Origin of the sequence: Paenibacillus whitsoniae, from assembly GCF_003955665.1 — a bacterium.
Lineage (GTDB): Bacteria > Bacillota > Bacilli > Paenibacillales > NBRC-103111 > Paenibacillus_E > Paenibacillus_E whitsoniae.
The window spans coordinates 1-13,775 of sequence record NZ_RXHU01000134.1; the positions used below are offsets into that span (position 1 = coordinate 1).

The 13,775-nt window shown below is 51.3% G+C and carries 14 protein-coding genes; 8 read left to right on the top strand and 6 right to left on the bottom strand.

The window, feature by feature from the left end; all coding sequences use genetic code 11:
• The 4 genes from EJQ19_RS30730 to EJQ19_RS30745 form a co-directional block, all read left to right on the top strand.
• Nucleotides 1–874 (top strand): ATP-binding protein (locus tag EJQ19_RS30730; protein ID WP_164716839.1); only part of this gene is annotated, 874 nt, incomplete at its 5' end.
• Nucleotides 871–2,160: a YycH family regulatory protein gene (locus tag EJQ19_RS30735; RefSeq protein ID WP_126145024.1), complete on the top strand. Its 1,290-nt coding sequence runs from the start codon at nucleotides 871–873 to the stop codon at nucleotides 2,158–2,160. The genes EJQ19_RS30730 and EJQ19_RS30735, both read left to right, overlap by 4 nt.
• A gap of 27 nt (nucleotides 2,161–2,187) precedes the next feature.
• Nucleotides 2,188–3,009 (top strand): two-component system regulatory protein YycI, encoded by an 822-nt coding sequence (yycI, locus tag EJQ19_RS30740; protein WP_126145025.1) that lies wholly within the window; start codon nucleotides 2,188–2,190, stop codon nucleotides 3,007–3,009.
• A 42-nt stretch (nucleotides 3,010–3,051) separates the two neighbouring features.
• The gene (locus EJQ19_RS30745) at nucleotides 3,052–3,864 is read left to right on the top strand and encodes an MBL fold metallo-hydrolase (protein WP_126145026.1); all 813 of its coding nucleotides are present in this window, start codon (nucleotides 3,052–3,054) and stop codon (nucleotides 3,862–3,864) included.
• Here the strand turns inward: EJQ19_RS30745 and EJQ19_RS30750 are convergent.
• Entirely contained in the window at nucleotides 3,821–4,042 is a 222-nt protein-coding gene (locus EJQ19_RS30750) for a hypothetical protein (RefSeq protein ID WP_126145027.1), read from the bottom strand. The genes EJQ19_RS30745 and EJQ19_RS30750 overlap by 44 nt on opposite strands.
• Before the next feature lie 209 nt (nucleotides 4,043–4,251).
• Here EJQ19_RS30750 and EJQ19_RS30755 point away from each other — a divergent pair, with 209 nt between their 5' ends.
• The 4 genes from EJQ19_RS30755 to EJQ19_RS30770 all read left to right on the top strand — a co-directional run bounded on the left by EJQ19_RS30755 (nucleotide 4,252) and on the right by EJQ19_RS30770 (nucleotide 8,307).
• A complete protein-coding gene (locus EJQ19_RS30755) occupies nucleotides 4,252–5,481 on the top strand; it encodes a S1C family serine protease (RefSeq protein WP_126145028.1) in 1,230 nt (409 codons plus the stop codon).
• Between the two features lie 237 nt (nucleotides 5,482–5,718).
• A complete protein-coding gene (locus EJQ19_RS30760; RefSeq protein ID WP_126145029.1) occupies nucleotides 5,719–5,886 on the top strand; it encodes a CxxH/CxxC protein in 168 nt (55 codons plus the stop codon).
• 550 nt (nucleotides 5,887–6,436) lie between these two features.
• Nucleotides 6,437–6,916 carry a 23S rRNA (pseudouridine(1915)-N(3))-methyltransferase RlmH gene (gene rlmH, locus EJQ19_RS30765; protein ID WP_126145030.1) on the top strand — a complete coding sequence of 160 codons (480 nt, stop codon included), beginning with the start codon at nucleotides 6,437–6,439 and terminating at the stop codon, nucleotides 6,914–6,916.
• Between the two features lie 227 nt (nucleotides 6,917–7,143).
• Nucleotides 7,144–8,307, top strand: coding sequence for a hypothetical protein (locus EJQ19_RS30770; protein ID WP_126145031.1), 1,164 nt, complete (start codon nucleotides 7,144–7,146; stop codon nucleotides 8,305–8,307).
• Between the two features lie 144 nt (nucleotides 8,308–8,451).
• Here the strand turns inward: EJQ19_RS30770 and radC are convergent, their stop codons facing one another.
• From radC to EJQ19_RS30795, 5 genes are all read right to left on the bottom strand, one after another.
• Nucleotides 8,452–9,063 (bottom strand): RadC family protein, encoded by a 612-nt coding sequence (gene radC / locus EJQ19_RS30775; RefSeq protein ID WP_126145032.1) that lies wholly within the window; start codon nucleotides 9,061–9,063, stop codon nucleotides 8,452–8,454.
• Nucleotides 9,064–9,150: 87 nt separating this feature from the next.
• The gene (locus EJQ19_RS30780) at nucleotides 9,151–10,812 is read right to left on the bottom strand and encodes a recombinase family protein (protein WP_126145033.1); all 1,662 of its coding nucleotides are present in this window, start codon (nucleotides 10,810–10,812) and stop codon (nucleotides 9,151–9,153) included.
• Nucleotides 10,805–11,347, bottom strand: coding sequence for a recombinase family protein (locus tag EJQ19_RS30785; RefSeq protein WP_164716840.1), 543 nt, complete (start codon nucleotides 11,345–11,347; stop codon nucleotides 10,805–10,807). Before EJQ19_RS30785 ends, EJQ19_RS30780 begins: the two co-directional genes overlap by 8 nt.
• Nucleotides 11,340–12,911, bottom strand: coding sequence for a recombinase family protein (locus EJQ19_RS30790; RefSeq protein ID WP_126145035.1), 1,572 nt, complete (start codon nucleotides 12,909–12,911; stop codon nucleotides 11,340–11,342). Before EJQ19_RS30790 ends, EJQ19_RS30785 begins: the two co-directional genes overlap by 8 nt.
• 21 nt (nucleotides 12,912–12,932) lie before the next feature.
• A complete protein-coding gene (locus tag EJQ19_RS30795) occupies nucleotides 12,933–13,151 on the bottom strand; it encodes a hypothetical protein (RefSeq protein WP_126145036.1) in 219 nt (72 codons plus the stop codon).
• Nucleotides 13,152–13,775: the final 624 nt, after the last annotated feature.

Here is a 13,775-nt window from a genome sequence, read left to right on the forward strand (position 1 = left end):
GTTCACGGAGAATGAAGTCAAGACGACGCTGCTGGACATTGCGCTGCCCGACGATGACGACGATCGTCTGTCGGTGCGCATTACGTTCACGCCGATCCATCGCCGCGGCGAGGGGGAGAGCGGCATCATCGCGGTGCTGCAGGACGTCACGGATCAGGAGAAGCTGGAGCAAGCGCGGCGCGAGTTCGTCGCGAATGTGTCGCACGAGCTGCGCACGCCGCTGACGACGATCAAGAGCTATCTCGAAGCGCTCGACGACGGGGCGATCGAGGAGCCGCAGCTCGCTTCGCGCTTCATCTCGGTGACGCGCAGCGAGACGGAGCGAATGATCCGTCTGGTGACGGATCTGCTGCATCTCTCGCGGCTCGACTCCAAGCAGTCGATGATGAGCAAGTCATCGACTGAGGTGAACGAGATGCTGGAGGAGGTTGCGGATCGCTTCTCTTTCCAGCTGCAGCAGCGAAAAATCCACATCGGCATCCAGGTGGAGCCGGGCGTGACGAACCTGCTGCTGGACCGCGACAAGATTGATCAGGTCTTGGACAACCTGGTATCTAATGCGATTAAATATACCGGCGACGAGGGCACAATTCAGTTAAGGGCTTACAAGCTGGAGCGGGATCTGCTCGCCATTTCCGTTCAGGATAACGGGATCGGCATACCGAAGAAGGATTTATCCCGGATTTTTGACCGTTTTTACCGCGTCGATAAAGCGCGTTCCCGCAACATGGGTGGTACGGGCCTAGGCCTGTCCATTGCCCGGGAAATAGTCAAAGCGCACGGCGGGACGATCAGTTTGGAATCTGAGCTGGGACAAGGCACCCGTGTGACGTTCACGCTGCCGATCCAGCAAGAGGCGGAGGATGAGCTATGATTGAAAGTTTAAAATCCATCCTGCTAGTCGTGCTGATCGGAACCAGCCTGTATCAGAGCTTTCTGCTGTCCTCGTACAGCCCGCCCAAGATTGAACCGATCCAGCAGAGCAACTATGTGCAGACGGAGACGCTAGGCAAGCAAATGGAGCTGCAGGACATGCTGTTCCCGGACCAGATCATCCTTCATCTGGGCAATCAGCAGCATTCGGTGCTGTATCCGAACAACTTTTATTACACAAGAGTGTTAGATAATATCAAGCAGCGTAGCTTCAAAGGTTTCCGCAAAACGTCGATGTACCTCGTCAACGTGAACTGGGAGGAAGTCCGGACGAAGCAGCTGGGCGTGGAGATTCGATTTCGGGACGGCATTCCTTTTACCATCTTGCAGCAGCTGTTCCGCATCGAGGGTGACATTCCGGTTGACAATGATAAAATTACGCGCATCTGGATTTATTCCAAAGGGACGAATGATGAAGTCAGGGCGTTCTTTTTCACGGATTCCCCAGGCGTTGGGTACGAAGTGATTAGCGCTGACTTTACGAGCAAGGACGTCGAGAATTTCTCCGCCTATGGGGAGCCGACGAATTTGTATAAAACGACGAACAGCGGCGATTACTATTTGCCGATCAAACCGCTTTCGCTGCCGAGCTATACAATCCCGTATACGCTGCTGACAGCGGATGAGCTGAAGCAGAGCTTATTCGTCGATCCGGGTATTACGCGGTACCTGCGCGAGCGGGATGGCTCGGAGATTTACACGGACAGCAAGCGAGGGTTCCAACTCAATCGGGATCTGCGATGGATTACGTATTCGGACCCGGTGGCCCCGGCCGCAAGCAAAACGGAAGTGCTGGACGATCTCATGCTCGGCATCAAGTTCATTAACCAGCACATCGGCTGGGACGGGAAATATATGCTTTCCCATACGCCGCAGCGGCAGCTGATGGATAATCAGACGTTTGCTTTTCGGCAGTATTTTGAGTCGCTGCCGATTGTGACGGCCCAGGCGGACGGCTTCGGCACGTTGAACATTCAAGTGCAGAAGGGCGTGGTGTCGGGCTTCGAGCGCTCGATGATCATTCCGGATCTCAAGGGCGCCTCGCGCAAGGACGGCGAGCTGATCTCGGGCGATGTCCTGGAAGAACGGCTGCAAAACTATGCGAAGCGGTCGTCGATTGTCTCGATTTTCCCGGCATATCGGCCGAATATTGGTGAAAAAAGCATTACACTGACGAGCACGTGGGCCTTGGAGCTGCGGGACGGTTCGTACGATTTTATGGATTAAAGGAGCTGCGAGGAGGTTGGCGGACACATGAATTGGAGCAGGGCGAAATCGATTTTGATCGCTTCTTTTTTACTATTGAATCTGATTCTTGGCTTTCAGCTGTGGACGACCAACCGCTCCAATCAGACGGAAATTTCGTCGGATACGTCGGGAACGGTGGAGGAGCTGAACCGCGCGCTGCTGAGCAAAAACATTCGTCTCACGGATGAACTGCCGACCGATTCTCCCAAGCTGAAGGTGATTACGGTCAAGTATGACGACAGTCTGAAGCTGGACGAAGAGAAGAAGCTGAAGACGCCGTTCACGATGGGCAGTTTGCTGGGCAAAGGCGCGAGCAAGGAAGTCCAGACGCAATCGGAGATTCCGAATTTCAGCTTGTACCAGCTGGATTCGAGGATGAGCAGCAGCGGTGTCTACGTGTTTACGCAGCAGTATGGGAAGTACCCGCTTTTTGATGTGCAATTGGTGTTGAATGAGAAGAACGGAGAAATTACCAGTTACCGTCAAGCGTACGTTGAAGTAGAATCAGAGGTGGAACAGACCGAGCAGAAGCTGATCTCCGCGCAGCTTGCGGTACGCAGTCTCGTGGATAACTATTTGAGCAACGGCTCGATCATTACGGAAGTCCGATTAGGTTACCATGGGCAGCCGTATAATTCCCAAACGCAGCCGATGTATCCGCATTGGCGAATCACGATCGATAATGGGGACATTTATTATCTGCAAGCGTTTAATGGTGCGGTGGAGTCGCCGCAGAAGGGCGGGGACTTGCTGCCTTTTGGCACGGTGAATGAGGCTGGGAAACCGCTGATGGCGAGCGGAGTAACTTTGATGAGCGAACATAAGTAAGGGATAGATCAGCACATATGCAGGGATAGAGGAGCAGGGAGTATGGGCATACGATTTACGGTGTTATCGAGCGGTTCGACGGGCAATGCGACGGTGGTGGACAACGGGGAGGCCAAAATCCTCATCGATGTCGGCTTCAGCGCCAAACGCATGGAGCAGCTGATGAAGGAGCGGGATCTTGCGCCGAGCAGTCTGGATGCGATTGTGGTGACGCACGAGCATTCCGATCATATCAAGGGGCTGGGTCCGCTGGCGCGCAAGTACAATCTGCCGATCTACGCGAATGAGAAAACGTGGGAAGAGCTGAACCGTCAAATCGGGGAGATTGCCGATGAGAATAAGCGGGTGCTGGAGACCGGCGGCATGCTGGAGTTTGGCGCGATGCGCGTCGAATCGTTCGGGATTTCGCACGATGCGGCGGAGCCTGTCGGCTACTGCTTTTATGAGGGCGAGCAGAAGCTAAGCGTGGTGACGGATCTGGGCTACATGAGCGAAAAGGTGAAGGAGAAAATCACCGATTCCGATGCGCTCGTGCTGGAAACGAACCACGATGTGGACATGCTGCGCGTGGGCCATTATCCGTGGAGCATCAAGCGCCGGATTCTCGGCGATAAAGGGCATTTATCCAATGAGACGGCCGGAGAGGCGCTCTGCGATGTGATGACGAGCAAGACCAGATCCGTGTATATGGCGCATTTGAGCCGGGACCATAATTTGATGGACTTAGCCAGGCTGACGGTGAATAACATCGTACAAGAGCGTGCTCCAGAGGCCACACAACTGCGGTTGAGGGATACGTATTTTGACCGTTCTACGAAATGGGATGTGCTCCAGTCCGATTCGGATTCGGAGTAAGTGCGGCGTCAAGCTCTTTGGATTTGAGCTGCAAGTCTTGGGCGGTAATGACGCCTTTTTCTATGAGAACTTGAATGAGAGACGATAGAACGAGAGACTGGTTGTAGTGGCTGTCTTTGAGGTCGGCGAGTTTCCCGATGATATTGATTTCATCTAAATGCGAATAGATGCGGTTCATAAGGCAGGTCTCCTTTGATATGGGAAATGGGGCCGAAGCCGAATTCGTTGCAAATCCCCCTAGCAATTCGTTAGGAGATTTGGTTTACTATTATTGTAGGCAAGAGAGTTTGGAAACATTCCTATTATTTGTAATTTGGTACGGAAATATGCCGGAGAAGCGGCTGATTATATCATGATGTGCGGCAAGGGGCGAGAGGAGGGCGCGGTATGAGTTTGTTCGATGATGATTTTTATTCCACGAAAACCTCCCGGAAACGCGAACCGGTGTGGAGTCCTAAGCGTCCGACGGCAGCAGGAGCCTTTGAAAAGATAACGGGCCGTAAACGCTATGTAGCGCTTGCAGCGGGCGTCGTGGGTGCGCTGGGGATGCTCGCTGTGGTCGGGATTGTGCATGCGTTCGGAGGAAGCGGGAATCACGCTGAGGGCCCTGCGGTGGCGGCGATCGGCAAGGCGGATGTGCAGCAGATGAACATCAGTGATACCGTTGTGGCGGCAACAGATAAAATCAAACCGGCGGTCGTCAGCGTGATCACTGCGAAAAAGGATGACGCCGGCCAAGAGACCGGCATGGGCATCGGCTCCGGCGTCATGTTCGCTCGCAGCGGCGACAAAGTGCGCATCGTGACGAACAGCCACGTCGTCGAGAATGGGAACGAATTTGAAATTGTCAACTTTCAAGGGGAACATCGGAAGGCCACGCTCGTTGGGCGCGACCGCGTGACCGATCTGGCCGTGCTGGAGACCGACGGCAAAGATATTAAGGTGCTCGCAGAGTTCGGCGACTCCGACAAGCTGCGCGCCGGCGAGCTCGCGATTGCCGTGGGCAATCCGCTCGGTCTCGGCTTCTCGCCGACGGTGACGCAGGGCATCGTGTCTTCGCCGAAGCGCACGATTCCGGTCTCGCTGACCCGCGACAGCGCCGACTATGACTGGGAAATGGACGTCATCCAGACGGACGCGGCCATTAACCAAGGGAACAGCGGCGGACCGCTGGTCAATATTGAAGGCAAAGTCATCGGCATCAACTCGATGAAAATCGCCGATACCGGCGTGGAAGGACTCGGCTTCGCGATTCCGATTAACAGCGCGCTGCCGGTGCTGGACGCGTTGATCAAGGATCACAAGGTGAAACGCCCGTTGATCGGGGTGACGACGCAGGAGCTGCAAGCTTTTAAAGGCACTGATGTATTAAAGCTCCCTGCAGATGTGAAAACTGGAGTTATCGTCTTCGACGTCTCGGGCCCTGCCAAGGACGCCGGGCTGAAAGCGCAGGACGTCATCGTGCAGCTCGACGACCGCAAAATCGACAGTACGATCACGCTGCGCAAATACTTGTACAACGAGAAGAAAATCGGCGATAAAATCACCGTGACATACTACCGCGGCGGCAAGAAGATGACGGCCACGCTGACACTGGTGGAGGCGCCGGAGCAGTAGGCGACAGCGGGAGAGGAACGGCGAACAGCGAGAGACGAATGGCGAACAGCGAGAGATCAACCGCGAACAAATGTGAGATGACTGAGCGAATGACGAGTGTGAACGGACGAACAAGTGAGAGGCAAGATAGACGAATTATGAGAGATCGTTAGCGAATGACGATGAATAGACGAGCGATGAGAGATGGCAAAAACGACGTGAGATGAATAGACGAACTATGAGATGAGAGGGTATCCCATGCAATGTGTGTGTAAAGATCATGTGGAAATTGCGATAGATGAGTTCGTCGACGAATATGAGGAAGCGCCGGACATCGTCGACTTGCAGAAAACCCAATTTGCCCATTGGGCGCCGCCGACGCATTGCGAGCATTGCGAGGCTGCGGCACGGTTTTTGGTGGTGTGAGGGGCGGGAAAGAAGGCTTCCCCTGCGGCAAGAGATGAGCGTGAAGCGGGAGTGGAAAGAATGGCCCTCTGCGGTAAAAGGCGAGCATGAAGCGGGAGCGGAAAGAAGGCGGAGGCCTTCTTTTTTTGTTGGAGCGGGGGAGAATTGCATTGTGGTCGAGAGGGACACGTTGGTTATGCGAGGGACATTCATGACCGTTAGGGCCGTCGTAGGAGGGATTTGCGGGTAATACGGGTCATGGATGACCGTTGAAACGTGAAATCGCTCGATTGGCGAGATTTTACGGGCCTAATGGCCGTTATTGTCCGTTGTGTGGGCAAAATCAGGGAAAAGGCCTGCAAATGGACATGGGTGTCTGTTAGAGAAACGCGGGGAAGGACAACGAGTAAGGTGAACGCGGGAAGAGTGAAGGTAGAGATGAAAGGTGCGCCGGCGGCGGAGTGCCGGGAAGAGTGGAAGCGAGGATGAAGAGCGCAGAACGGGGCGATGTGCGGGAAGATTGAAAGCAAAGTTGAGAAGCTAAAAGCAAAAGAGAAAAGAGGGGGCTGCCATGCAGATTCAGATTTTGGCCGTTGGGAAGTTGAAGGAGCGCTATCTCGTGGACGGGATCGCGGAGTATATGAAGCGTCTTGGCTCGTATGCCAAGATGCAGCTGATTGAGGTGCCGGATGAGAAGGCACCGGAGAACATGAGCCCTGCTGAGGAACAGCAGGTGCGCGTGAAGGAGGGCGAGCGGCTGTTGGCCAAGCTCGCCTCGGATGTGTACGTCGTGGCGCTGGCCATCGACGGCGAGATGTGGACGAGCGAGCAGCTGGCGAGCTCGCTCGATAAGTTGGCCACCTACGGGCGGAGCCAGGTGGCCTTCGTGATCGGAGGCTCGCTGGGCCTGTCCAGCGAGCTGCTGAGCCGTGCGGACATGCAGCTGAGCTTTGGCCGCATGACGCTGCCGCACCAGCTAATGCGGCTGGTGCTGGTGGAGCAGATTTATCGCGCGATGCGGATAAATCGGGGGGAACCGTACCATAAGTGAGGCGAAATTTTTGGCATTAACCACTTGCTGGGCGCGGAAACGTGCCTCCGAGGACTGGGGTAGGGGTTGGGCTGCCTCGGGGGAAGATCGCTGTGCAGGCGGGTTCGTGCGAGTGTGATGGATTTGCAAGTCTTTGGGGCTCCGTCTTCTTAAAACGTCTTATGTTTGATTTTGAAATTTGATGATATAATACGAATGGGAGAATTAGTAAAAGTGGAGTGAGACTAGTGAGATGTTTCCTGTGCAAAAATTGGGCAGAGGGCACCCGTTACAAAAGTATAAACTTTGAGGTGGAATGTCCTGTATGCGGCAGTTATATAATCTCTCATCCTGCATCAATGAATTTTAGAGGGGAAGAAGAGTATACGCCCGTAGAAGGGGCTTATAAACATGCTTCGTATATTAAAAGAAGAACCTTGCTAGGTGAAGAACCTGTATTTATTGTTACAGCTAATACACTTTCAGATGCGACACAGAAGACATTGAAACAATTGGAGGAAGCTTTTCCAAAACTCGTCGACGCGTTCTACCTCTCTATTTTAAATATTACACTGGCTGCTAATGACGAAGGTAGGTTAGCTTTGCAAACGCAAGATTATCCTTTACTTTACTGCCCAAGTGCGGGAATGGGTGACAGGCTTAACGACTTGGTAAGCGTTGGTTACATTTGGGGCTACTATGGGGCTCTACCATGTACGATCACCGTAACACGGGTAGCCTATGAGTATGTGGAGAAATGGCTTTCAATTGAGAAAGAGGGGAGAGTTCGTTTGGTGGAAATGAAGCAAATGAGGGAAAATTACTTTATGGAAGTATACGATATCGTTAAGGGAGCACAAAATATTTTTGTAAATATGCATGAAGTTGGTGCTAGGCTAGGATTGTCCAAAGTAGATACTAACAGAATTGTTGAATATTTAAGAGGCGAAGATATATTAAAGTTGATGACATTAGATGGAACTATCGGGATTACACATAAGGGAATCAAGGCAGCAGAAAGAGGTTCTATTGAAGCTGACGTTTCTTCGACCGTGGGAAGTATTGTAAATAACACAATAAATAACATCAACTCTCCTGGGTCCCAGATTGGTATAAACAGTATACAATCCATGCAACATCATGATGCACTTCCTTTAAATGAATTGATTGAATTTGTTTTAAAAATTAAAGGGGTTTTACCAACTCTTAATTTGGATGTGGACGAGAAAGAGGTTCTTGAATCAGACCTGAGAATCCTAGAAAAACAAATCACTAATCCTAATCCTGATCCTGTTAAAGTAAAGTCTCGCTTTCGTTCTCTTATGGAGGGTTTGGGTGAAAAAGTTACTGTGACAGCGATAGCTGGACAATTCCCGACAGTAATGAAGTGGGTGAAAGAATTATTCCAATAGTATGTAGTATTTAATTAGCTACTAGAGTGTTTTTCATCAAAGGGAAAAGTACATCTCACCACGATTGAAACGAGAGAGAGACTATTCCTTCGTTTATTTGGAAAATTGTTAATGATAGGACATTCTATTTGTGACTTATAGGAATTATAAGAGACCCTGTTCCTTCAAGCTGCAATACCGGTCATGGCCTACAATGATATGGTCGAGAACTTCGATTCCGACAATGATTCCTGCTTCGGCCAGACGCTCCGTGAGTTGGACGTCTTCCGTTGAAGGCGTCGGGTCGCCGCTCGGATGGTTGTGGACACAGACGACGGAGGCAGCGGACCGCTTGATCGCCGCTCGAAATACTTCGCGAGGATGCACAATGGCCGCGTTCAGGCTACCGATCGAAACCGTCTCCTTTGCGATAACGTGATTCTTGATGCTTAGGAACAGGCAAACGAAGTGCTCCTTTTGTAAGAAGGCTATTTCGGGAGCAAGCAGTTGCCAGACATCCTGCGGGCTACGAATGACGCAGGGCTTGGCTGGCCGCACGGTCAGCATTTTTGCCAATTGCACGGCGGAGACGATCTGCCGCGCCTTTGCCTTGCCGACGCCCTTGATGCCGGTCAGCTCCTGCTCGGTCGCGTCAAGCAGTTCGGGAACCGAGGGGAAGCGGGCGAAAATCTCTTCAATGACGTAGCCGCAGGGCTTCTCGCGCAGAGTGTCGGCAAGAAGGCCTTTGAGTGAAGACAGGTCGTAGAATCCATTCATTTTGTGTACCTCCAAAGAATATCTGTAGAGAAGGGGCGAAGGCGCAAGAAGATGCTTTCGCCCTTCTTTCTGTAATTTTCCGCCTGTTCAAATGGTGATTGTCAAACGTTGTTGTAGCTCGGGAGCCTTTCCGTCAAACGGAAAAGCCCCTTCCGCCGCGAGGGCAGAAGGGGCTGCGCTTAAAAAATGGTGTTGGGTCGTTTCATCGAAGATAAGTTCGATTTTATCAACCTGGCGCTTTTCGTTTAGCGTAATCTTGCTGACAATAAGATGAAGCAGCGTTTTTCGCTGCTCAAAGGATGATTTTTGCAGGAGAGCCTCGAAACGAGCCACCAGTGACCGGACTATTTCGTAATTTACAGTCTGGGTGTTGTTGCAGTGCAACTCGGACTCAATTTCGGACCTGCGGGAGGAGAGACGGTCCCGCTCGGCATCAAGCTCACCAATTCTGCCGGAAAAGAGTTCTCGATCGAATTCGTCAAATTCGTACAGATCGAAGTATTTGCGTTTTCTTTCTTCTAACTGCTCCAGCCGAGACTGAATGGAGTCGAGTTCTTCTTTTAGAGGCCCGGTCCGGTTTGCTTGCCGGTCGTTGATGCTCTTTACAATGGCTCTCAGGATGTGCGGCTTGGATAATACTTCTTGCAGGCGGTCGATCAGATATTGCTCCGCTTCCAGCTTGCGAACGCTGTTGGCGCTGCAGACGGAGCTCCCCATGCTTCGAAAGCGGCTGCAAGAGTAGTACATGCGGGTGATGGTACTGCCGTCCTTGAGCTTGTTCTTTGTGCAGCTTGCCGTCATGGATGCACCGCACTGAGGGCATTTTATAAGACCCGTAAGCAAGTATTCCCCGCTAAATTTCTTAATAGAGACAACCGACCGCTTTTCCCGGAGCATAAGAACTTTGTTCCAGAGCTCCTCGGATATGATTGGCGGGTGCACTCCGTTCGCGATAATCGGTGCAGCACTCTTTCCTTTGCGTCGTTTATCGCTCCAATTTTCATAACGACTGTAGCGTATTTTTCCAACGTAAAACGGATTGTCTAGAATATCTTTGACCGAGCAGATCGAGAAAGCTTTTCCGGGTTTTGTCGTATACCCGTCTTGATTCAACTGATTGGCGATGGAGCGGTATCCCTGACCGGATGCAAACCGTTCAAAGATTCTTTTTACGATCACGGCTTCTGCCGGAACGATTTCGACTTGGGTTATACGCTTATGTGGGCCGTTGCTTCCCAGGTCTGTAATCTTGTAGCCCAGCGGTACTTTTCCATTATGCCTGCCTGTTTTTGCACGATATTTCAGCCCCATCTTGACGTTCTCAACGATTGTGTCACGTTCCAGCTCACCAACGGAACCTAACATTGATAACCCAAATTTCCCCGCGGGTGTGGATGTATCAAAGTTTTCAGAAAAAGAGCGAAAATCGACGTTTAACTTCCGCAAGTCTTCAACGATCTGTAAAAGGTCGAGAGTATTGCGCGCAAGACGGTTAAGCCTCCAGACAAGAACAAGATTAAACAATCCCGATTTGGCATCCCTCAGCATTTGTTGCAATTCGAAGCGTTTCTCTATGCTTTTTCCGCTGATGCCTCGATCTACGTACTCCTTGAAGACAGTCATACCAAAAATTTGGCAGTAACTGCGCAATTTGTCTAACTGTGCATCAATCGAATAGCCGTGCTCTGCCTGCTCTTCCGTGCTGACCCGAACGTAGAGGGCTACGAGTAAAGGGGGCGCTTTACTCATGCCACAGCCCACCTCTTTCGTTCCATGCAATAACGTCGCCTTCAATTTGCTGGAATGCTTCAAGTAAGGAGACGGCTAGCTTTCCCTTCGGAGTCGTTGCATCAATAGATTTCGATGTCCCATCTAAGGTCGTTCCATCCCCAGTAAGGCTCAGTATGTTTTCAAACATGGAAAGAACGAATTTGCCCATTGGTGTGGTCGAGTCAAGCTGTTCGGATACGGAAATTACACCAATGCCTTTCTGGGTGAGATACTGTATTGTTGCCAGCAATTCAACGGTATCGCGGCTTATGCTGCTTAGGTTGAATACCATCACCTGACTAAAATCACCGGCTGCTGACTCTTTCAGAAGCCGCCGCAGGGCTGGGCGCTCCGTAGAATTGCCGCTGTGGCCTAGGTCCATGTAAACCTGCGCCTTTCCTCTTCCGGTTTGGGCGCACTCTGCCAGAAGAACATTTAGATGCTTTTCGGCTTGCGAAGAATCGGCGGTTACGGTGCGAATGTACAAAGCGACTTTTCCTTTTAAGTTATCCATGTTGAACGTCCTCCCAGTTTTCATTTATTGTTAGATGGTATAGCGCGTCAGTACCGTGCAGGATTGCCTTCGTCATGCAGCGGTCCAGAGGCAGGGAGATTTTCTCGATGAACAGGCTCAGTACCTGTTTCAGCCTTTCTTGTGAATCTGCTTTAAAAACAGCGCTTATTTGCTCCAGCGCAGCACGGATCTTTGATATTGACACCGTTTCTACAGGTTTCAGCTTTATGCGTCTCTCAGTATGATGCATTTCTTCAGCCAGTTCGATGTTTCTTGTTTTTATTGTGGTCAGCCGCTGGGCTAACTCTTCCCGTGTAATTCGGCTGCTTTCGTACGCCTGAAAAAGGTTGGATTGTTCTGCAAGCAGCCTTTCCTGCTCGTATTTAAGGCTATCCAGCTTCTCCAATAGCGGTATCCTGGTCGTATCCTGTTTCCGGCCAATTGCAAGCGAAATTTCCTGCAACGCGAACGGGGAACACAGAAGCCGCTGCATCTGGTCAAAGACCCACATCTCTGCATCATCGGCGCGTATTGCGTTTGTACGGCAGGCGGCAGCGCCTGAATTAGTGAATCTGCCGCAAACATAGTAATGGTTTCGTTTTACACTGCCATTTTTTCGAATGGCTTTCGTGTGGCAAGCAACCATGCTGCCGCCACACTGAGGGCACTTCAACAGCCCAGTCAATGGATAATTTCTGCTGACGAGCCGAACAGGAGTCCGTGAGTTTCTGGCAAGAACTGCTTGAGCCTGTTCCCACAACTTGAATGTGAGAATGGGCTCCTGTTCTCCATCCACCCATTCCACGGGGACGGAGCCCTTTGTTCGACGATTCTCGGTAACATTGAACCGAATTTTGCCGATATAATTCCGGTTTGTCAGTATATTTCGTACGCTGCTGATGGTAAAGAGAAGGCCCTTTTTCGTTCGATAACCTTGTTTGTTCAAAAGATTTGTAATAGCCTTATATCCGTGTTGACCCGTAGCATATCGTTCAAAAATATATCGAACCAACTCCGCCTCTTCCGGCACAATTTCGGTTCTGCCCTCATTGGAGTCAGTGCCTTGCAGCCAGCGATAGCCGAGAACATTATTGCCGCAATTCCATTTGCCTTGTCTGACACGGTGAAGCGAACCAAGCTTTACGTTTTCAGAAATTTGCTCCCGCTCAAACTGAGCTGCGGCACCCATCATTTGAAGTGAGAAAAAGCCGTGCGGTGTCGTTGCGTCAAGCTGCTCGGTCAGGCTGTGAAGCGTTATGTTGTTGCTCTTTAGCATGTTTACTACAGTGAGCAAATCAGTCTGGGAGCGGGAAAGGCGGCTTAGCCGCCAAATGATGACCTTTTGAAACTTCCCGTTTTGGGCATCATCCAGAAGCCATTGCAGTTCCGGACGGTTTAAGGATGCGCCACTTATCCCGGCATCTACATAAGTGCGGTATACACGAATACCGTTAGACGTGCAGTAATCCTGAAGATCCTCCGTCTGAGCGTCAATGCTCAAGCCATCTCTGGCTTGTTCTTCGGTACTCACCCTGACATACAGGGCAGCGAAAAGAGTGTCCATAATACATCTCCTTCGGTCGAGCTACGCAATCTGCCGGAAATCATTGCTTCCTAGCAGCATTGCGGTCAATTCAAGTTCCATGTCCTGCTCATCAGCAAACTCCATCAGGAGGAACACAGCATCGCGTACCTGTTGTGGAGCGCGGCGGCGTTCCTGCATGGCGAGGAAGTCTAAAATCATGTCGGCAAGCAGGTCAAACGCGAGGCTTGCTTGAGAGGTAGAGTTCTCAGTTTCAGTCATGGGCGTATCCCTCCGTTTTTATCCTGCTACTTCTTTTTCTGATGCTCAATGATTTCAAGAACGAGCTGGGCTACAGCGGCGGCCAGGTTGATAATCGCTTTTTTCATGGCGATGAAAACTCTTCCGACAGTAGTGTCGTGCAGTAAGTTTCGTAACCCGGAACGCAGTCATGTTCTGTATCTGTGAAACGACTGCGATCTGCAAGGTTTAAAATAAGTTGATGTATTTTCATGATCTTAACTCCCTTCTAAATCTGCGTCACCAAATCTGCCTCTCGGTCCGCACAATCATGTCTCTGGAGCCCGTGACAGGCCCGGGAGATTGCAAGTCCCCCTTGCTGTTTGGCGGACATCACCTTCGAGAGCGAGGGCGGCAGAGGACCTGCGGCGTTCGGCTTCCCGTTCTGTGATCACTTGCGGTTTAGTGGGGCAGAGGGGGGGAGAAGAGGGAATTTTTTTCTCCAGCCCCTTTTTTTCAATCTCCTCTCCCTCAAAAAACTTTCGTCTTCAAAAAAGTTCTGAAAGTTTCCCCCACTCTCCGCCACTGGCACTGAAAAGGCTACTCAAAGCTGCTGGGTGACAGCGAAAAGCTTCAGGTCTCGTCGGTCGGGTCTTCCTCGAACAG